The sequence below is a fragment of the Haloleucobacter albus genome (genome assembly GCF_052492075.1).
Genome location: NZ_JBQWAS010000022.1, coordinates 191,268 through 211,410 on the forward strand (window position 1 = coordinate 191,268; position 20,143 = coordinate 211,410).

General features: G+C 62.4%; 17 protein-coding genes and 2 tRNA genes. 9 read left to right on the top strand and 10 right to left on the bottom strand.

Annotated features, from left to right (window positions below; translation table 11 throughout):
- Positions 1-379 precede the first annotated feature (379 nt).
- Positions 380-808 (top strand): Hsp20 family protein, encoded by a 429-nt coding sequence (locus ACT6QH_RS06325; RefSeq protein WP_444973956.1) that lies wholly within the window; start codon positions 380-382, stop codon positions 806-808.
- A gap of 46 nt (positions 809-854) precedes the next feature.
- Positions 855-1,112, top strand: coding sequence for a BQ00720 family protein (locus ACT6QH_RS06330; RefSeq protein WP_444973957.1), 258 nt, complete (start codon positions 855-857; stop codon positions 1,110-1,112).
- A 215-nt stretch (positions 1,113-1,327) separates the two neighbouring features.
- Here the strand turns inward: ACT6QH_RS06330 and ptsN are convergent, their stop codons facing one another.
- The 8 genes from ptsN to ACT6QH_RS06370 all read right to left on the bottom strand — a co-directional run bounded on the left by ptsN (position 1,328) and on the right by ACT6QH_RS06370 (position 12,775).
- The gene (ptsN, locus tag ACT6QH_RS06335) at positions 1,328-1,792 is read right to left on the bottom strand and encodes a PTS IIA-like nitrogen regulatory protein PtsN (RefSeq protein ID WP_444973958.1); all 465 of its coding nucleotides are present in this window, start codon (positions 1,790-1,792) and stop codon (positions 1,328-1,330) included.
- 84 nt (positions 1,793-1,876) lie between these two features.
- Complete coding sequence (hpf, locus tag ACT6QH_RS06340) at positions 1,877-2,455, bottom strand: ribosome hibernation-promoting factor, HPF/YfiA family (protein ID WP_444973959.1); 579 nt, start codon at positions 2,453-2,455, stop codon at positions 1,877-1,879.
- Between the two features lie 844 nt (positions 2,456-3,299).
- Entirely contained in the window at positions 3,300-4,823 is a 1,524-nt protein-coding gene (gene ggpS, locus ACT6QH_RS06345; RefSeq protein ID WP_444973960.1) for a glucosylglycerol-phosphate synthase, read from the bottom strand.
- The gene (locus tag ACT6QH_RS06350; protein ID WP_444973961.1) at positions 4,820-5,644 is read right to left on the bottom strand and encodes an HAD family hydrolase; all 825 of its coding nucleotides are present in this window, start codon (positions 5,642-5,644) and stop codon (positions 4,820-4,822) included. The genes ggpS and ACT6QH_RS06350 overlap by 4 nt, the downstream gene beginning before the upstream one ends.
- Positions 5,641-6,813, bottom strand: coding sequence for an NAD(P)H-dependent glycerol-3-phosphate dehydrogenase (locus ACT6QH_RS06355; protein ID WP_444973962.1), 1,173 nt, complete (start codon positions 6,811-6,813; stop codon positions 5,641-5,643). Before ACT6QH_RS06355 ends, ACT6QH_RS06350 begins: the two co-directional genes overlap by 4 nt.
- Before the next feature lie 581 nt (positions 6,814-7,394).
- Positions 7,395-7,826: a DUF3775 domain-containing protein gene (locus ACT6QH_RS06360; RefSeq protein WP_444973963.1), complete on the bottom strand. Its 432-nt coding sequence runs from the start codon at positions 7,824-7,826 to the stop codon at positions 7,395-7,397.
- Positions 7,827-8,000: 174 nt separating this feature from the next.
- Positions 8,001-11,468 (bottom strand): ATP-binding protein, encoded by a 3,468-nt coding sequence (locus tag ACT6QH_RS06365; protein ID WP_444973964.1) that lies wholly within the window; start codon positions 11,466-11,468, stop codon positions 8,001-8,003.
- Positions 11,465-12,775 (bottom strand): metallophosphoesterase family protein, encoded by a 1,311-nt coding sequence (locus tag ACT6QH_RS06370; protein WP_444973965.1) that lies wholly within the window; start codon positions 12,773-12,775, stop codon positions 11,465-11,467. Before ACT6QH_RS06370 ends, ACT6QH_RS06365 begins: the two co-directional genes overlap by 4 nt.
- Before the next feature lie 227 nt (positions 12,776-13,002).
- Here ACT6QH_RS06370 and ACT6QH_RS06375 point away from each other — a divergent pair, with 227 nt between their 5' ends.
- Both ACT6QH_RS06375 and ACT6QH_RS06380 read left to right on the top strand, forming a co-directional pair.
- Entirely contained in the window at positions 13,003-14,286 is a 1,284-nt protein-coding gene (locus tag ACT6QH_RS06375) for a GGDEF domain-containing protein (RefSeq protein WP_444973966.1), read from the top strand.
- A 136-nt stretch (positions 14,287-14,422) separates the two neighbouring features.
- Entirely contained in the window at positions 14,423-15,112 is a 690-nt protein-coding gene (locus ACT6QH_RS06380; RefSeq protein WP_444973967.1) for a TetR/AcrR family transcriptional regulator, read from the top strand.
- A 105-nt stretch (positions 15,113-15,217) separates the two neighbouring features.
- Here ACT6QH_RS06380 and cmk read toward each other — a convergent pair whose 3' ends face one another.
- Positions 15,218-15,868, bottom strand: coding sequence for a (d)CMP kinase (gene cmk / locus ACT6QH_RS06385; protein ID WP_444973968.1), 651 nt, complete (start codon positions 15,866-15,868; stop codon positions 15,218-15,220).
- Positions 15,865-17,211, bottom strand: a complete 1,347-nt coding sequence (gene aroA, locus ACT6QH_RS06390) for a 3-phosphoshikimate 1-carboxyvinyltransferase (protein ID WP_444974031.1) — start codon at positions 17,209-17,211, stop codon at positions 15,865-15,867. Before aroA ends, cmk begins: the two co-directional genes overlap by 4 nt.
- Before the next feature lie 189 nt (positions 17,212-17,400).
- On the opposite strand from aroA, the gene ACT6QH_RS06395 reads away from it, so the two are divergent.
- The 5 genes from ACT6QH_RS06395 to dmeF all read left to right on the top strand — a co-directional run bounded on the left by ACT6QH_RS06395 (position 17,401) and on the right by dmeF (position 19,996).
- The gene (locus ACT6QH_RS06395; RefSeq protein WP_444973969.1) at positions 17,401-17,799 is read left to right on the top strand and encodes a TIGR02300 family protein; all 399 of its coding nucleotides are present in this window, start codon (positions 17,401-17,403) and stop codon (positions 17,797-17,799) included.
- 145 nt (positions 17,800-17,944) lie between these two features.
- Positions 17,945-18,020, top strand: a tRNA-Ala gene (locus ACT6QH_RS06400).
- A 304-nt stretch (positions 18,021-18,324) separates the two neighbouring features.
- Positions 18,325-18,400, top strand: a tRNA-Ala gene (locus ACT6QH_RS06405).
- Between the two features lie 185 nt (positions 18,401-18,585).
- Positions 18,586-18,876, top strand: coding sequence for a metal/formaldehyde-sensitive transcriptional repressor (locus ACT6QH_RS06410; RefSeq protein ID WP_444973970.1), 291 nt, complete (start codon positions 18,586-18,588; stop codon positions 18,874-18,876).
- 88 nt (positions 18,877-18,964) lie between these two features.
- A complete protein-coding gene (dmeF, locus tag ACT6QH_RS06415) occupies positions 18,965-19,996 on the top strand; it encodes a CDF family Co(II)/Ni(II) efflux transporter DmeF (protein WP_444973971.1) in 1,032 nt (343 codons plus the stop codon).
- Positions 19,997-20,143 lie beyond the last annotated feature (147 nt).

A 20,143-nucleotide genomic window follows, 5' to 3' on the forward strand; every position in this document is an offset into this window, starting at 1 on the left:
GATGTCTCCCGGCAGGGCGGAGGGGATCATGGGGGCGAAGGGGCATTGAAACTTGGGGCATTGAGCGTGACGTCGCAGCCTAAGCTGTGCTCCATCGCACATTGTGCCTGGATTTGCCTGATACTTGACCTGGCAAGCGTGTCAAATTTTCATTGCAGGGCAACATTGTCCAGCCCGGAATCTGGTGGGAAGACTGCGGGGACGAAAGTCTGTGGGGCGGTGTGTTCTTTCGGCCTGTGGCGTGTGCGCATGCTGGCTGCCTTGCGTAGTGCCCGGCGGCTTACCATATCCAGAAAGCGGGGCGCCCATTGGGCCCTGCGGGTGTGGACGGGATGTGCACACCCGGCAATGCAAAGTCGCTTGATGAGGGCTTTGAGGTATGTCGCGAGTTTCTTCATTGTCGAGCCCGTTTCTTCTGGGCTTTGACGAGGTCGAGCGGGCTCTCGATCGGGTGACCAAAGGTGCCGATGGCTATCCGCCCTATAATGTGGAGCGGCTGGATGTCGGGCCGGGTGAGCCGCCCCGTTTGCGGATTACGCTGGCTGTGGCCGGTTTTTCCGCAGAACAGCTTGAGGTTACGCTTGAGGAAATGGAGCTGACCATTCGCGGCCGGCAGGCTGATGAGGTGGAAAGCCGCACCTTCCTGCATCGCGGGATAGCGGCGCGCCAGTTCCAGCGCACCTTTGTTCTGGCAGAGGGCATGTCTGTGCTCGGTGCCGAACTGCGCAACGGCCTTCTCTCGGTGGATCTTGTTCGCCCGGAGCCTGTGCGCAGCGTCAAGCGGATAGATATCGTGTCACGACCCTGAGGGTGTGCGCGCTGTCGGCAGAGCCAGCAGACAGGAGACCATCAACATGATCCAGACCACTACACCGCAACACATCAGCCCTGAGGCTCTTGCCGGTATGGGCGGCGGGCAGATCGCCTATGTGCGCACCATCCGCTCGGAAGATGTGCGGGACCTTTACCCGCAGGCGCCGGAAATTGCGCCGGGTATGACCCTGTTCACCCTGCATGCCGCAGATGGGACGCCCATTCTGCTGACAGACAGCCGGGAGGCGGCTCTGGCCAATGCGGCCGAGCATGAACTCGTGACCATGAGCGTGCATTGATTCATGAGCGCAAGGGCCTCCGGCGCAGAAGCCTGCGGCCGGGTATTCATGAATATGCCCCACATCGGAATGCAACATGCGTGAGCGCGCGTTGAGGAATGCGCGCTCTTGTCTTATTTAGAGCCGGATGTCCCGGTCCGGGTATATCGCGCTGAAGTTCTTGCGTGATGCGTGGGGGGTGTTGTGCAGATTTGAGACGCCCGAGAGGCCGGACTTCAGGCCGCGTTGGAAGCTGCTGCCTGAGTCAGCAGGTTGAACATGGCGTCTGCATCCCGCGTGGCACGCAGCTTTTCCACCATTTCGGAATCCCGCAACAGGCGGGCTACGCGCGCCAGCGCCTTGAGATGATCCGCCCCCGCAGCTTCCGGCGCGAGAAGCAGGAAGACCAGATCCACAGGCTGGCCATCAAGCGCATCAAAATCTATCGGTTTTTCAAGGCGGGCAAACATGCCCAGCAGCTTGTCGAGCTTTTTGAGCTTGCCGTGGGGAATGGCAATACCATTTCCCACGCCGGTCGAGCCCAGACGTTCACGTTCGAGCAGGGTCTCGAAAATTTCTCTCTGGTCCCTGTTTATCAGGCCCGCAGCATTTTGAGCCAGTTCCTGTAGAAGCTGCTTCTTGCTGCTCGCCCGCAACATGGGAAAAACCGCGTTGGGCACGAGTAGATCGGCAAGGGGCATTTCTCGGATCCTGAGACTGATGGAGGCCCGGCTCGGGTAGCGTGGCTTGAAGCGCCGGACGCTAATCCCGAGCCGGGCTCCGGGTCAATGGGCTTGGTCAGATGGTTCGATCCAGCCAACATTGCCATCAGCGCGGCGATAGACCACGCCGAGGCGTCCATGGCTGGCATGACGGAACACCACGACAGGCGTACCGGTGATCTCAAGTTCCACAACCGCATCGGCGACAGAAAGCGTGCGCAGATGGGTGGGCGCCTCGGCCACCACAGTGGGGCTCCAGCTGTCAGGCACATCATCCGTTTCCGATTCGGGCGCGGATGAGAGCACATAAGCCTGGGCGGCGATGCTGGCTGTGGTGGGCGTGCGCTCCTTGATGCGCAGCTTGCGCTCCTTGTAGCGCCGCAGCCGCCGCTCGATCCGATCCACAGCAGCATCGGCGCTGGCATGGGGGTCGGTATCGGTTCCCTGAGCCTGAAGGTTCACCCCGGTATCGAGATGAAGGATGCATTCGGAGCGATATCCCGAACCTTCGCGGGAAACGGTGACATGCCCCGACCACCCGCCGTCGAAATGTTTCGAGATGACGTCGGAAACACGAGACGTAAGACGCTCACGCAGAGCATCGCCGATATCGATGTTTTTTCCGGACACGCGTAGGGCCATGCGATTTGATCCCCTTTAAGCAGGCGCTTCAACGGCGCAAACTGCATTTTTTACAAACCGGCCGGTAACATAAGAGGTAGGGTTGCTTTGCCGGCCTGTCAACGGAGGGGAGGCAGATCGCTTCTTTTCAGGACGATTCCAGGTGATGGAAAGCCATTCTTGGTGCGGCTTCCGGGAGAATTGGGGATATTCTGGCGCAGGCGGTGTCATGAGGCTGAAAGCGTCAGGGGCGGGTGTAAAATAGGCGCGTTATGCCTGCGGGAAGAGGTGATTTGCTCTCTTGAGGGTGTGCGACATGAGGGGCAGCCGGCGCAACAATGTGCCGTGCAAGGCGCAGGCACCTCAAGGCACAGGGCCCATTGGCGAACCATCTAGCGAGCCGACCATTAACCACTTGAAATATAAGGCCTTTGGTGTCCCCGGCGTGACTCGAACACGCGACACCAGGTTTCATCCCACTTCGGCTTTCGCCGCCGCCGGGCCCTATGCCTGGCGTTCGTGGTCTGGACTATCCCTTCGCCATAGCCGTACTTATTCCGTGAGGGAATAATTACAGTGCCTTAGGCGCCGCCCGTCTAGTCTCTACACCTTCCCGATGGCTTGCACCGTCAGGCTTGGCTCGGGATTGGCATGACCATACGGCCGAAGCTTTCCCCGACTTTGAGCGGATTCACGCCGGAGTTTCCAGCCGGCGTGCCCAAATTTAGGAAACCTGTGCTCTATCCTGCTGAGCTACGGGGACCTGCCGGCCTGTATAGCGGCACCGTGGCGCATATGCCAGCCCCTTCAACGGGCCGGCATGTTTCTGCCCACAGAATGGGGCGCTGCGGGCTGCCGGGAATGTTCAGCCGTGCGCGAAGGCCGGGTGCGGAATGGGAGGCGCTGGCCGACGCAGGGCCTCGAAACTCTCCAGCGTATCTTCCGTCCACTTTTCAAGCGTGTAGCGCTGGGCGGATGTGCGCAACTGGCCCATGCGGCCGCGCGCCTCGGCCTCTCCCATGGCCAGCGCCTGATCCAGCGCCTTGTCCATATGGGCGTAGGAGAAGGGGTTGACCGGAATGGCCCCTTCCAGCAGTACGGACGCCCCTGCAAACTCGGAAAGCACAAGCGCCCCGCGCCCTTCCGGCCCTTGTGCGGCACAAAATTCGCTGGCCACCAGATTGAGCCCATCCGCCAGCGGGGTGATGGAGGCAACATCTGCCGCCCGGTAATATGCCACCAGCTCGGCGAGCGGAATGGCGGTGGAAATCAGAGAAACAGGTTGCCATTCAAAGCTGCCGAATGCGCCATTGATGCGCCCGGTGAGTTCCTCAATACGTTGCTGAATATCGCCGTAAACAGAGGACATGCCGCGAGTAGCGCCCACGGAAACCATCATGAAGCGCACCTTGCCCCGCAACTCCGGCCGCCGCTGCAACAGGCGCTCGAAGGTTTCAAGCTGCTGGATGACGCCCTTGGTGTAATCCGTGCGCGAGACGGAAAGAACAAGCTGGCAGCCATGCAGTTCGGCGCGGATGGCGTCCATCTTTTCCGTCACGGCCGGGGCGAAGGCGAGTTGTTCGATATAATCGAAATTGACCCCGACAGGGTTGGTGTCGAGCTTGATGATGCGCCCGTCGGCTTCCATTTCCAGCGGGGTGAAAAACTCGCTCAACGCGGTGCCTTCACGGTCCATGTCGGGGTTGGTTTCTGTGTCGGAAATCACGCGGGCATGGGTGAGGGAGTGCGCAACCGAGGCGAAATTCTGCGCATAGCGCGGAATGTGAAAGCCGATGGAATCACACTGCAACAGGCTCTGGATGATTTCCTTGCGCCAGGGCAGCACATTGAACATGTCCGCCGCAGGGAAGGGGGTGTGGTGGAAGAAGGCGATGCGCACATCCGGCCGCAACTGGCGCAGATAGCCGGGCACAAGCCACAGATTGTAGTCATGCACCCAAACCACGGCGCCGGGGGCGGCTTCCTCGGCGGCAGCTTCGGCGAAGGCCCAGTTCACGGCACGGAAGGTTGGCCAGTCTACCGGATCGTAATTGTAGCGCTCCTTGAAGCCGTGGAGGATGGGCCAGAAGGCTTCCTTGGAGGTGATGTGATAGAAGCTCGTCACCTGCTCCGGGGTCAGCGGCAGGCGGCTGACATTATAGGTGCCGAAACTGTCACTGATTTCGATCACGCGTTCGAAATCAGGATTGCTGGGCGTATCGGTTTCCTTCCACGCTACCCATGATGCGCGCTCGATGCGGCCCAGAAGCGCCTTGAGCGTGGGCACGATGCCATTGGGGCTGGCATGTTCGCGCAGCACGATCTGTCCATCCTCCTCCACTTCCTGATAGGGGGCGCGGTGATAGACAATGACGAGTTCGGATTTCATCGGGAGGTCTCCGGAGGTTCCGGGTGAAGCTGAAGGGCGGCAATGGCTTCGGCGATGCCGCCGGCACCGGCCATCTGGCACTGGCGGGCATGGGGCAGGTTGCGGGTTGCAGCCAGAAGGCCGCTCTCCGCACCGCCCACCACGGCCCCGTGCAGGCCGGTCTGAAACATGGAAAGGTCGTTAAGCGTATCGCCAGCCACCAGCACCTTGCCATGGGCAATGCCCAGATGGTTCAGCAGGCGCAGCAGGGTGGAACCCTTGTTCACGCCGCCGGGCAGCACATCCAGAAAACAACCGTGGGAGACCAGAATATCCAGCCCCTCACGCTCCAGTGGAGCAGTGAAGGCCGGGTCATGCTGCTCCGGGTCACAATGATAGGAGACGCGGTGGCGGAAGGGTGTCTCCTGTTCCTTCAGGCCGGGCGCACGGGCCAGTGTGCGGCGCACCAGATCGGCGCGGGCGCCCCAGGCTTCCGCAATGGGGGCCTCCAGCGTGTGCAGAATATGCAGAACAGGGCGGGCGCCTTCACCGGGTGGCGGTTGATCCATGCGGGCCAGCGTGGTGCCAACATCGGCCACCACATAATCGGGTGTGGGTATGGTTTCACCATCACTGGCGCGGCGGGCGCACAGATCCACGATGAAATCCGGGTCGCGCCCGGTCACGAAGATCAACCCTACGTCGTGGCGGCGCTGCGCAATCCAGCGGTAAAGGCTGGCGCGCATGGCCTCCGTGCCGCCCAGAAAGGTGCCATCCAGATCTGTTGCCAGCACGAAGCGCCATGCGGGGGTGGGCGGCTGTTGGGAGAAGACGGGGCTCATGGCATCACCTCGTCGAAGCGGCGCGCCACGGCGGCAACGGCGGGATGTGGAATCTCGATTTCCAGCGCCCGCAGTTCGCCCTCCAGCGGTGCGCCCCAATAGGCCGCGAAGGCTTCACTGATGGCGCTCTCCCCGGTGACGATGGTGCGCACCATCTCGCAAATGGGCATGTCCAGCCCCAGCTGTCGGGCGAGATCCGTCACGGTCACCGCATTGTGGCGGCCTTCCACCAGTACGGGCTTGCCGCCAAACACCTGATCTTCGCGCAGGCCCTGCCCACGCTCATGACCATAGCGGAAATTGCGGGATTTGGTGCTGGAGCAGGTGAGCATCAGATCACCCATGCCGGAGAGGCCGGTGACGGTTTCGCGGCGTCCGCCGAGGCGGGCTGCCAGTTCCTTCATCTCGTCAAGGCCGCGGGTGATGAGGGCCGCCCGCATATTCTCGCCCAGCCCTGCGCCCGCCAGCATGCCGCAGGCAATGGCGATAACATTCTTCACCGCGCCGCCCACCTCAACGCCAGCCATGTCATCGGAGACATAGGGGCGAAAACTGTCTGTGGTGAGAGCAACGGCCATGCGGGCCGCCGCGCGGCTGGCCGGTGGCGTCTGTTCGGGCGAATTGCAGGCGATGGTGACGGCTGTGGGCAGGCCGGCTGCGGTTTCCTGCGCGAAGGTGGGGCCGGTGACAACGCCAATGATATGGCCCGGTGCGGCCTCTGCCACCACTTCGGACATCATGAGCCCGCTGCCGGCCTCGATGCCCTTGGCGCAGACGAAGATGGGCGTCTTCGGCGTGGTCAGGGCGTGGATGCGCCCGGCCATTTCACGCACGGTGGTGGAGGGGGTGACGAGCAGGACAGCCTGTGCGCCCCTGAGGGCTGCAATGAGGTCGGTGGTGGGCGTAATATTTTCAGGAAGGGGCGTATCACCCAGATAGCGCGGGTTGCGCCGGTGGCGCGCAATTTGTGCTGCGGTTTCCGCATCGCGCAGCCACAGCCGAACCTGTCGCCCGGCTTTTGCCGCCACTGTCGCAAGGGCTGTACCCCATGCGCCGCCGCCCATCACGGCAATATTATCAAAGGCGGGAGACCGGGGTGGACGAGGAGGGCCGGCCTCGGACAGGAGAATGCGCGTATGCGCCGGTTCGGGTGTGTTGAATCTGGTCATGTATCCGCGGGTTTGCGGAAGAAGATTTCACCGCATTTCAGCGCAAAATCTCCTCCCTCGCGCCTCTCGCATATGAGGGCTGAGAAGAGCGCGGAATGAATTTGTGTAGAGGCATTATATATCAACTTATTGATTCAGGTCAACGCGCGAATGACTGTCTGATTTTGCACAAAATATGACAACTATTCAAAATAATATTTGGATGTATTGAGAGTGTTATCATTTGAATTGGGCGCGGCAATAGTTCGAAGTCAAATGCTTCTCGCATCTGCGAAATAAATGGGCGCTGCGGTATGGGGCTTTGTCTTGAGGGTGGCCATGGCCTTGCCGGCTATATGAGGCCATGCAAGAGCCGTGCACCAGCCCCCCGTATTTTGCCAGATCTGATTGAAAATATGTGCAAAAAGTGGCGCGGCAGAGGGCCCGTCTGGCTGCGGCATGGCGCGGCCGGGGGAAGACGGGCTCCTGCGAAGAAGAAAGGGGGGCTTGTCTGCGGCAGGGGGATGCGTTCACGCGTCTGTAAAAAGCACGCCCCGCATCCGCAAGGACGCAGGGCAGCCGGAAACAGGAGGAGGCAGGCGTCAGTCTGCGCCGGGGTCCATATCCTCGCAGGAGAGGCCGAACTGGTTCATGGTCTCTTCCAGATAATCGGCCAGCAGGGGCATGCCGAGCAGATAGCGCGCCGTGTGCTTGTTATGGGCATCGCTGGCGGCGGCGCGGGCATCGTCCCAGTTCTCGAAATCATTATCGCTGCGGCCCAGCCAGACCATGGCGACAAGGTCGATCTGCTCATCCTCATTCATGGCATTGATGAAGCTGGCGATTTCCGCCACCACGGGATCATCGCGATGATCCTCCAGCACCGAAAGCATGGCGTCATCCGTGCTGTTGGAGCCGGGATCGGAGACGCTCACCGCATCCTTCACGTCAAATTCGCGGAACTTGGCCACGAGAAAGCAGAGCTGCTCAAGCGTGATCGAGAGATCCGGAAGCGGGGGCAGGGGCTTGGTCATGATGTGCATCTCCTCCTGAGGCCGGGACGGGCCCCCTCTGGCTTGTGCCGGGTGCGCGGCGCATCCGGCCACTGCCGAAGCTGATATGGCAGGAGAGCACGCGCATTGCCCTGTATCAAGGCTGGCTCCGTATCAGGCCGGAAAGCCGGAGCTGTTCTCCATTTCAGCGTTGTTTCACAGCGGGATAACGCAAACCTGCCCCGGCAGAGCCTGTTGTGCACAGGCCGTGACATGGCGGTGGTGGGTGAAGATGATGACCTGAGTCTGTTTTCCCAGCTCCGCCAGCAGGCGCAGGCCGGCCATGGTGCGCTTTTCATCAAAGCTGACGAACAGATCATCCGCCAGGAAAGGCAGAGGAGTGGCGCGGCGGGCATGTTCCTCAATGGCGGCGACCCGCAGGGCGAGGAAAAGCTGGTCTGCCGTGCCTTCGGAAAGTGCATCAAAGCCCAGAAGCTGCCCTTCACGCCGGGCGGCGAGGCGGGGAACAGGGGCGTCATAATCCACCCCGATCCCGTCCCACCGCCCACAGGTGAGGCTATGAAAGGCCGCGCTGGCACGGGTAAGGATGGGGCTTTGATGCGCCTCGCGGTAGCGCTCCACGGCGAGGGTCATAAGGCGGGCGGCGATATGGTCGCGGATGAAGCGTTCCGCAGCCTCTGTGAGTTCCGCCTCGGCATCCTGCGCCATCTGGGCGGCGGTGGCGGCGCCTTCGCGCTGGTCCAGCGCTTCCAGTGCAATGTGGGCCTGACTGTCGCGTTCCACGGCCCGCAGGAAGGTGGTGCGGGCTTCCTCATGGGCCGCCGCAGCATTGGCCATGTCTCGCGCCAGCGCCTCATCATCCTTCCCGCCAATGGCGGTGCGCAGAGTATCCAGCGTGCGATCCCCGCGGCTCTCATCCAGTCGCTCCAGCGCTTCGGCGCGCTGGTGGCGCAGCTCCATGGCCTGCTCCATCCGTTCCAGCCATGAGGGCAGTGCCGCAGGCTGCGCCACGGAACTGGCGGTCAGATGAGGCTCCAGCGCCGCCAGCGCCTGTTGCTGACGAGCCTGCGCCTGAGCGTGGATCTGGGTGCGGGCTTCAAGGGCGGTGTCGGCGTCGCGGGCGCGGCTGCGGGCCTCGCGCGCGGTGAACAGGCGTTCCCGCAAATGACGGATGGCGGCGGAGGCATCACCCTCGAAATCGCCGAGGCCGGCCTGTTGCAGCAACTGTTCCACATGGGTGGCGAAGCTTTCGGCATCGCGCTCAATGCCGGCAATACGGCGTTCGGCAATACTCAGCTTGTCATGTTCGCTGAGGGCTTCCTGCCACAGATTGATAGCTGCGCGAGCTTCATCAACACTCGCGCCGGGGCGGATGGAAAGGGCGGGGAAGACCTCTGTCATCTCCGCCTCAAGCGTGGCGCGCTCCGGGGCCAGTTCGCCTTCGCGCCGGGCCAGATCCGCACCTTGCCGCTCCAGCCCCTGAAGATCCCGCTGCGTGTCGCGCACGGTGCGGAAAGCGTCTTCGCGGGCGCGGATGGCTGCGCGCAGTTCCGCCATGCGCAGGGGCGCATCGCCGAGGGGGGCAAGGCCGAGGGCCGTGCGCAGGGTATCTGCCTCGGCCCTGTCCTGCTGGCGGGCTTCGGCCAGGGTTTGCGCCTGCACCTCGTTCTGGCGCAGGGTTTCACGTTCGCGCCGCGCCGCTTCCACATCGCGCAACATGGTCAGAGCTTGCGGCTCTCCGGCAGGATCAAGCCCCGCCGGAGCCCACAGGGCGTGCCATACAGCAAGAGCCTCGGCCTGCTGGCGGGCGGCGCGGTTCAGTGTCTCATGGCCGGTGGTGATGCGGGCTTCAATATCGGCCAGATCGGATGTGGCACGGGCCAGATCGCTTAGCCGCCGGGTTTCTGTCTGGCGATCATCCGCCAGACGGTCTGCGATGATGAGGGCACTGTCGAATGCCTGCGCCTGTGCCGCATCTTCGGGCCGGGCCGGGCGTGTGCCTGTGGCCAGCGGGCGCAGATCCGCCCATAGCGTATCGCGGGTGGTACGCGCCTCTGTGATGGCGGAGGGGGTGGGGGCGGGGCCGCCGGCATTCAGCGCCTCCAGATGTGCGATCAGACGCGCCTTCTCGGCGGCGAGTTCATGAAGTTGCGCCTGCGCTCTTGCCTGCGCTTCGTCCGCATCCTGAAGAGCCTTCAGGCGGGCTTCCGTGCTGGCCATGTCCGGCAGGGGCATGGCGTCCAGTGCTGCAAGATCGCGTGGGCCGAAGGGCAGGCGGGCGAGACGGGCGGCAAGGCTCTCGCGAGCCGCGCGCAAATGGTGGGCCAGTTCGCGCAGACTGGTTTCGCGCGCTTCCGCCCCATCCAGTTGTTCCAGACGATGGGAGAGAGGTGTCGGATCGGCAACATCCCCCTTCTCGCGCCGGGCCGCTTCCAGTTGATGGCGCAGATGTTCCAGCTCTGCGCGATCTTTCGCCAGCGCCTGCCGAAGCGTAGCGTGGCGGCTCAGGCGGTCCGCCAATTGGGTGGCGCGCACCAGTTGTGGTCGTGCCGGCAGTTTTTCACGCAACTTTTCCAGTGTGGCAAGGCCAAGGCCGGCGGCGATACGGGCCAGCGCCGCCCGTGCGGTTTCCACCTCTCTGCGCCGGTTGGGCAGGGCATTGTGCTTGTCGCGCATGGCGGCATCTTCTTCCGCACAGCGCTCAATCGTATCTTCCAGGGCGAGAATGGCGTCATCCACGCAGATGGTGGCGCGCAGGGCGCGCGCCTGCTCATGCTCATGGGCCGCATGGCGGGCTTCTTCCTGCGCCTCCTGCCAACCGGCCAGCAGGGTGCGGGCCTGTTGCACGCTGTCGTGCCCCAGCGCGGGAAGCGGGCCAAGTTGCGCCAACGCCTGTTCCTTCGCTGTGACAAGTCGCAGCTCCCGCGCAGCGCGGCGCAGCATGTCGGCGCGCTCTACCGCAATGCGGGCGTCGATCTCGGCGGCCACGGCTTCTCCCCGCGCGGCGTGGGCCTCTTGCGCCTCCGTGCGCAGCTTTTTCACCTCATCGGCCCGCAACTCCTGCGCCTTGATGAGATCAAGCGCCTCCTTGCGGCGGTTCAGGGCCTGATAGAAAAGATGGTTGGAACTGCGCCGGGCCGGGCTGAACACCGCGCCGGCGCTGGCGCTCATCTGGTCACGCAGTTCGGCCACCGGGGCCAGGCCGGGGGCCGCCGCCAGCAGGGTTTCGGCCAGATCCCCGCCACCGGCGAGCAATTCCTTGCCGCCGGCACGCAGGCGATACTGGTCCAGCCCGAAAATATCCAGAAAGGCTTTGCGGTCATGGGCACCCAGAAAGGGGGCGAGCGCATCATCCGGCAGCGGAGTGTCATCCTCCGGCTGCACCAGCGTGTTGTGACGGCGTTTCAGCCGGGCGAAGGAGAGGGTGCGTCCGGCACCGTCACTTATGGTGGCGGACAGGCGCATGGATTTGTAGTCATGCAGGAAATTGAAGGGCGATTGCCCGCCAATGCCGAACAGCAGATCGGTGACGGCAGCTAGTGCGGTGGTCTTTCCGGCCTCATTGGCCCCTTCAATCACCACCAGCCGGGCGGTGGGGTCGAGTTCGATCTGCCGGTCGGTGAAGCGGCCATAGCGCTCAAGGCCGATGCGATGGAACTTCATGACCGTGCCTCCGCTGTGTTTTCGTCCTGATCGTCTGCGGGAAGGTCCGCGGCTGGGGCATCGTCGCCGAGATGGGCGAGAATAGCATCGCGCGCCGCCATGATGGCCCGCCGCGCCAGCCCATCCATGCCATCCGGCCCAAGCTCGTCAAAGGGTGGCAGATGAGGCGGGGACTTCTGGCGCAGCGTGTCCAGCGTGCCGGAAATCTCGGCGAGAAAATCCGGGTCCGCCGCGACTTCATCAAGAAAAGCGTCAAAGCCGGTGACGGACAGGCTGACATGGGGCTGTGGATCAGATGTGTGCAGACGCACCTTCTCCACCATCACATCCGTACCGGCCTCAGCAGCCAGCGCCATCATCTCCTCGAAGATCTGCCCCGGATGGGCGAGCAGATGGGCATGCAGCGGTGTTTCCCCTTTCAACACCAGCCGTGCAGCCAGTGGGCGGCCTTCCGCCCCTTCCACCGCCGCCAGAAGGGCGGTGCGGGCCAACTGATGCAGGCTTCCCATATTCGTGACGCCGGAAAGATCAATCTCCAGCCGCTCAAAGCGCGCCGCATCCAGAGTGAGTGCGGTGAGCGCGGTGATGTTGCCGCCCTGAACCTCCACCAGCGTGGCACCCTTGGGGCCGGTCTCCCGCGCATGACGGCCCTGAAGGTTGCCCGGATAGACAATGGCCGGGCGCTCATTCTTCACCACTTCGCGCTGATGCACATGGCCCAGCGCCCAGTAATCATAACCCGACCGTTCCAGATCGGGGATGGAGCAGGGCGCGTAGACCTCATGCCCCTCGCGCCCGGTGAGAGAGGTGTGCAGCACGCCGATATTGAAATGGCCGGGCCGGGCAGCTGGATAATCCAGAGCAATATTGCGCGGCACATGGCGGGTGGCGAAGCCGTGGCCATGCAGGGCGACATTCAGCTCCGGCATGGTCACGGTCTCTGCGGCATCCTCGCTGAAGATGTGCACATTGCGTGGAATGGGCAGATCCTTGGTGATGACGGAGGCGGCATCATGGTTGCCCCGCAGGGTGAACACCCGGATATCGGCCTGCGCCAGCCGCCCCATCTGGCGAATGAAGAACTGGCCGGTGGAGAAGTCTTTCCAGTCTCCGTCAAAGATGTCGCCGGCGATGACGACAAAAGCCACCTGATGGTGGATGGCCGCTTCCACCAGATTTTCCAGCGCCCGGCGGGAGGCTTCCAGAAAAGCGCCGGCCATTTCGCCCCGGCGGGCCAGGCCCCGCAAGGGGCTGTCGAGATGCAGATCCGCAGCATGCAGAAAGCGGAAAGAATCAGGAGAGGGCATAGTCCGGCAAGGGCTCCGGCAGGAGGGCGGATGAGGAAGAGATGTGCAGGGCGGTGCGGGTTCAGTTAAGTGACTGTGCTTGCACAGTATGCCATATCCGGTCGCATCTTATGGTTTTCTTCGGTGTTGATGTCGTCGCGTTTTGAGTGAACCCTTAGCCTTCTGTCTGCTTGACCGCCTGCATTCATGCGGGGTCTATACCTGAAAACGAGACGTATGGCCGGGGCATGCTCGATTTTCTCACCCTCTACATCATCATATTGCTGAACTCGCTGCTGTTTGTGGTGGTCTGGGCCGGTTTTGTGGTGACTTATCGGCAAATTCCCGGTGCGCGCCTGTGGCTGGCGGCCAGTTGCAGCACCATGGTGGGTGGGTTGTTGTTTGCCGGCGATGGCGGGGCATGGGGCCGGGCCTTCAGCATTGCCGGAAACATGATGGTGGTGCTGGGTTTCTGCCTGATGTGGAGCGGAGTGCGCAAATTTTATGGCGCAGCCCCCAAATGGCGCACCTGCGGAGGGCTGGTGGCGCTCAGCGTGGTGCTGGGGCTGGTGGCGGGGCCGGAGAGGCCGGGCCAGAATATTGCCTATGCCGTGGCCCAGATGCTGCCTATCGCGCTGGCTTTCCTGGATTTGCGACGGCTGGGAGGCGGCAGTTTCGGGGCCCGAATCGCGATGCTCGCCGTGTTCATTTCCTTTCTCGGGCAGGGCACAGAGGCAACATTGAATATGTTGCGTATTGTCGGCCTGCTTTCGACAGAAGCCTATTATTCGGTGGCTGCGCTGCTTCTGATTGCAGTGATTTGCGGGGCAGGATTGTGGAATTTCGGCTATTTGCTCATGGCTATTGATCGGCTGAGCGAAAAACTGGCTGCACTGGCTCGCTGCGATGATCTCACCCGTCTGCCCAATCGCCGCGCCTTTTTCGAGCGGGCCGAACGGGACATGCGTCTGGTGAGGCGCCGGGTGAAGACAGGAAGGGCGGAGCGCATGTCCCTGTTTCTGCTTGATCTGGACCATTTCAAGCAGATCAATGACAGCAGTGGCCATGCGGTGGGAGATGCCTGCCTGTGTCACTTTGCGCAGGTGGCCTCGGATATCTGCCTTCAGCATCTGGGAGAGGATGGCGGATTGGCGCGGCTGGGGGGGGATGAGTTCGGGCTGGTGGCGCGCGGGCTCTCCCCTCAGGATGAGGCGGCTCTGGCGCGGGCGATCTTGCAGGCCCTGGCCGAGACGCCCCTGGTGTGGCGAGAGTGGCCCATCTATCTGTCATCCAGCATTGGCATTGCCGCCTGGCCCGTGCCGGGTGAAGGGGAAAAGGTGCCGGCCAATGTGGCCCGTCTGGTGGAGCGGGCGGACATGGCTCTCTATGAGGTCAAGCGTCGGGGCCGCAACAATTATGCGCGGGCCGAAACCTTGCCGGACACGCCAGAGCCGGAAGATCAGGCCGGGGGTGTGCCTGAAAGAGGCGGGCTGGAAACGGAAGTGCCCGTGGCGGCTTCTCCTCCGCGATGAGGCTTTTCTCGCAGCTTCCGTGGGGCTGGATTGCGCCAAATCATGAACAAGCCATCATGTTGGGCTCACCCTTGCTATGATGCGCAGCGGCTTCATGAAAAGCCGCTGCGGCACAGGGTTCGGCAAGGAGGACACCATGACCGCCCAAGCCATGACAGATGCCTGCCTTCACAGCTTTCTGGTTCTGCTGGCCCGGCAGTCCCCAGATCGAATCACTCTTTCAGAAGTCGCCGCAGGGGCCGGACGGCCTCTCTCCGAGTTGCGCGCCGCTTTCTCATCCGTGGATGACATGCTGGCGGCCTTCTTCCGTGCCACCGACAGGCGGGTTCTGGCGGAGGGGGAGGCTGATCGTGATGATCTTGCGGAAGAAAGCCCGCAAGAGCGTTTGTTTGAAGTGCTGATGCGGCGCATTGATGCGCTGGAACCGCACAAGGAGGCGGTGCGCTCCCTTATGCGTGCGGCCCACCGGGATCCGCTTCTGGCGCTGCGTCTGGCGCGTCTGTCGGAAAGATCGCAGCGCTGGATGCTGGCTGCGGCCGGCATTGATTGCACCGGGCTCGCAGGTGAAGCGCGTGCCAAGGGGCTGGCGGTGATGTTTGCGCGAGTGGTTGATGTCTGGCTGAAGGATGATGATCCCGGCCTCTCCCGCACCATGGCCGCGCTGGACCAGGAGCTGGCCAATGGCGCGAAGATGCTGGGCATGCTGGATGATCTGCTCTTCATTCTGATGCCCTGGCGCAGCCGGAGACAACCGGCTGATCGCAGCAGGCCAGACACACATGGCAGCGTGGAAGATGATTCGGGCGCGATGCAGGGTCATGCCTGAGCATTCACTGTCTGGACCCGTGCCCTGCGGATGCGCTGAACCAGCCTATCCGCAGGGGCTCTGATGGAGTGCGGGGTGTCGCCTGCTGCTGCCACCCCGAAACGGTCAGGCGCGAAGGGCCTGCTCCACCAGTGAGAGCGCGGCGGCGAAAGCCGCTTCAATGCCAAGATTCGACGTATCCAGAAGAGCAGCATCTTCCGCCATGGCGAGTGGGGCATCGCTACGTCCCGAATCGCGAGCATCACGCTTGCGAATATCAGCCAGCACCGTCTCGAGGCTGGTGATTTCGCCACGGCCTTCCAGCTCGCTGAAACGGCGTTGGGCGCGGACTTCCGGGGTGGCGGTGACGAAAAGCTTGGCCGGTGCATCCGGGCAAATCACGGTGCCAATATCGCGCCCGTCCAGCACCGCGCCGCCGGGCTGCGCGGCAAAATGCCGCTGAAGCTCCAGCAGGGCCGTGCGCACGCCGGGGCGGGCCGCAACCACGGAGGCCGCTTCGCCAATACCGGCAGAGCGCAGCGCTTCCGGGTTCAGATGGGAAATATCCAGCGCGCGGGCGATTTCGACAGAAGCGGCCTCATCCTCCAGCGCGCCCCGCTCCAGACATTGCGCCCCAACGGCGCGATAGAGCAGGCCCGTATCCAGATGTGGCAGGCTGAAATGCAGAGCCAGCCGCCGCGCCAGAGTGCCCTTGCCGGATGCGGCAGGGCCATCAATCGCGATTCGTTTGGGATGGATAAGCAGGGGGCTGTTCATGAGATCACCGCGCCGAGATCCCGCATCATGGGCAGGAAGCTGGGGAAAGATGTGGCGATGAAAGCGACATCATCCACGCTCACACCCTTCTGGCTTGCCAGCCCCAGCACAAGAAAAGACATGGCGATGCGGTGGTCCATATGGGTGGTGACCGGGCCGCCGCCCACCACCGGCCCGCCGGTGACAAACAGATCATCCCCCTCCACACGGTGAGGCACACCACAGGCGGCCAGACCATCAGCCACGGCAGCCAGACGATCACTTTCCTTCACGCGCAGTTCAGCGAGACCGCGCATCACCGTTTCGCCTTCCGCGCAGGCGGCGGCCACGGCGAGAATGGGATATTCGTCAATCATCGCAGGGGCCCGCTCGGCCGGCACCTCCACGCCCTTCAGGCGTGAATGGCGCACGCGCAGATCGGCGACGCTTTCCCCGCCTTCAAGGCGTTCATTCTCAATGGTGATATCGGCGCCCATCTCCAGCAATGTGGTGAAAAGCCCGGTGCGCAGCGGGTTCATCATCACATCCGTCAGCAGCACATCAGAGCCGGGCACCAGAAGCGCGGCCACCAGAGGGAAGGCGGCGGAGGAGGGGTCTGCCGGCACATCCACCGGAGCGCCTTTCAGGTGCGGATGCCCCTGAAGAGTGATTCGCCGGCCATGGGGGCCGTGCGGTTCCGTGCGGATTTGCGCGCCGAAATGGGTGAGCATCCGCTCGGTATGGTCACGGGTGGCTTCGCGTTCCACAACAATTGTTTCACCCGGTGCGCCCAGGCCGGCCAGCAGCACGGCGGATTTGACCTGCGCGGAGGGCACGGGCGTTTCGTAGCTGGTGGCCTTCAGGGCGGCGCTGCCATGAAGGCGCAAGGGCAGACGCTGGCCTTCGGCGGCCTCTGCCACCTCCACGCCCATCGCCACCAGCGGATCAAGCACACGCTTCATGGGGCGGCGACGCAGGCTGGCGTCACCATCCAGGCTCACCTCGACGGGCTGGCCGGCCACAACGCCCATCATCAGGCGCACGCCGGTGCCGGAATTGCCGAAATCAAGAGGCGTGGATGGCGTGGAAAGCCCTGTTGTTCCAACGCCTTCGACGCGCCACTCACCCTCTCCCAGCCGTTCCACCTTCGCACCCAGCGCGGCGCAGGCCCGGGCCGTATTGAGCACATCCTCGCCTTCCAGAAGGCCGGTGATGCGGGTTTCTCCATCTGCCAGAAGGCCGAAAAGCAAGGCGCGATGCGAGACGGATTTGTCGCCCGGAACCCGCACGCGGCCCTTCAGCGGACCGGAGCGCAAACCCGTGGCGGGCGTGCCGGAATGGCCTTCGGAATGGGCGGAAGACATCATCTCACCTCGGATAGAGCCTGCGACGGAATGGCCGGAAAGTTCGGCCAGAAATTGCGGCTCGTCTAACACAGCTCGCGACAAGCTGCCATGTGCAAGCCCCTGAAAGGGTGATTGTGCCTTGACACAGCCCATGCAACGCTTCAATGGAGCACGCCCTTTCCACAGACTTAACCGAGGATCTTTGCCGTGGCGAAGCCTGAACTCGGCGCCAAGCGTACCTGTCCGGTGACTGGTCGCAAATTTTACGACCTGAACAAGGACCCCATCATCTCGCCCTTCACGGGTGAGAGTTATCCGCGCTCCTATTTTGAGCCGGCAGCCCGCTCGCCGTCCCGCCCAGAGGGTGAGACCACCGAGGAGGCTGAAACCGAGGAAGAGACCAGCGCCGAGGTGATCAGCCTCGAGGAAGCGGATGCTGAGGCATCCGGCACCGCCAAGTCTTCTGCAAAGTCCGACATCGATGTGGATGTGGACGATGACCTCGATGATGGTGACGATGACGCCTTCCTCGAAGAGGATGACGACGACAATGACGATGTCTCCGATCTGATCGGTGATGGTCGCGAAGAAGACGAAGAGGGTTGACACCCGATTCAGGCCGTGCTTTAAGGCCGGCCTCGCTCGAGAGAACACCACTCCCGAGCACCCCGCCGCGGGACTCCCGGCGCTGAATGGTCAGTAAAATTCTGGAGTTATCCAGATGGCCAGAATGCGCAGCCCGCGGCCCGGTGGGGCCATAGCTCAGTTGGGAGAGCGCTTGAATGGCATTCAAGAGGTCGACGGTTCGATTCCGCCTGGCTCCACCAAATTTCTACTCCATATAATTTGAAACTGAAAATCAGCCCGCAAGGGCGGCCGGTTACCTTGCAGCCGGGCCACCTTGCGCCTGCGCGGGCGTAATGTGGCATATGCCTCTTCTTGTTCCCCTGAACAGTCTGCCTTGTCTGTCACGCGATCACATATGTGTTGCGCGGGCGGTGGATTGCGCCTGACGAGGTGGATTTCTCAGCCGGCGCATCAAGCTGTGGATTGTTGCCTCTCCGGGAGTGGAAAATGAAATCCGGCTCTTGATCTCGTCGGCTCGGGCCAGTACTACACTCACACACCTGAGGGGCCATAGCTCAGTTGGGAGAGCGCTTGAATGGCATTCAAGAGGTCGGCGGTTCGATTCCGCCTGGCTCCACCAGTTCTCTCAGGTGCCCGCCGCGGGTAGCGGTTTTCCAGAAAATAAAAACAGATTGACCTGTATATGGCTGAGATAAGTCGCGGCATATGGGTGGTTTGTGCTTGGCGTTATGGGCGCTTTCCCTTCCCATGCCCGGTATCAGGGATTGTTGTTTCCATGCTTCATATAGGGTAGACCCCTATCCTATGGCACATATCAGCAAGCCAAATTACAATGATGCCTTGCGTATGCGGGTGAAGCGTATTGCCGGGCAAGTCGAGGCCATCGACAAGGCGTTGGCCGATCAAGCGACCTGCGGGGATCTGCTGCATCAGGTTGCGGGGGTGCGCGGGGCGGTCAATGGCCTGATGGATGAGATTTTTGAAGCCCATCTGCGGGAGCATGTGGCCCGGCCCGGCCTTTCCGATGCCGAGCGCGCAGAAGGCGCGGATGAGCTGGCCGCTGTGATTCGTCGTTACGCCAAATCGGGGCGCTGAAATTAAATTGGCCGTGCTGTGCTGGTGGTGCGTCCATCACAGGGGTGGCTCAGCCCATTTTCGCAGGGTGAAGGCAGGAGGAAAGAGCATGGCCGGGGATATGATGACTTCCCAACCTGCCGGAGCGGAGGAGGCGCGTTCTGCTGCCGGTCATCGGCATGCCCCTTCTGAGCATGTCCCCTCTCAACATGGTGCGCATCATCATATCTTCCTGGGCGAGAATCATGGCGAGCATGCCCGGCGCACCCTGTGGGTGGTGCTGCTGACAGCAGGCATGATGGGGGTTGAAATCGTCGCGGGTCTGATGACCGGCTCCATGGCCTTGCTGGCAGATGGTTTCCACATGGCCACGCATGCCGGCGCGCTGGGGCTGGCGGCTGGCGCATATATTTATGCCAGTCGCCATGCTGAAGACCCCCGCTTTTCATTCGGTACGGGTAAGGTGGGGGATTTGATGGCCTTTGCCTCAGCGCTTTTGCTGGGGCTCGTGGCGCTGGGGCTGGCGGTGGAATCCACCATGCGGCTGTTCGAGCCGGCGGAGGTGGCTTTCACAGACGCTGCGATTGTGGCGGCCGTGGGCCTTGGGGTGAACCTGCTCAGTGCGCTTTTGTTGTCTGGCGGGCACCACCACCATCATCATGGTCATACCCGCGCCCATATCCACGCCCACGCGCATGAGGAAGCCCATGGGCACCACAAACAGGCCATGGCGGAAGATCATAATTTGCGCTCAGCTTATTTTCATGTGCTGGCCGATGCGCTGACATCCATTCTGGCCATCGTGGCGCTGCTGGCGGGGCGCTATCTGGGGTGGGCGTGGTGTGACCCGCTCATGGGCATTGTGGGTGGCGTGGTGATTGCGCGCTGGTCCTGGCAACTCATGCGCGATGCGTCTTCCGTGTTGCTGGATGTTACAGATGCGGATGTGGCCTCACAGGTGCGCAGAGCGGTGGAGGGGCCGGGTGATGCCCGCATTGTCGATCTGCATGTGTGGCGCGTGGGTCCGCAGGCGCGGGCGGCTATTGTCAGTGTGCGAGGGTCGGGATTGTCTGCTGATGTGATTCGCAGTCGTTTGGCCGGGATAGGCCATGTTGCTCATCTCACTGTGGAGTGTCAGTGAGAAAATTGCCCGCCTTTTGTCATTACGGACACTGAATTTGAAACGCGCGGCGATAAAATAAAGTACAGAAATCTTCTTTTGAGGTTCTATGGCACCGTGCGTCGCGCTGAAGACGTGCGATTATATTGCGCTCCACAATTTTAGCGT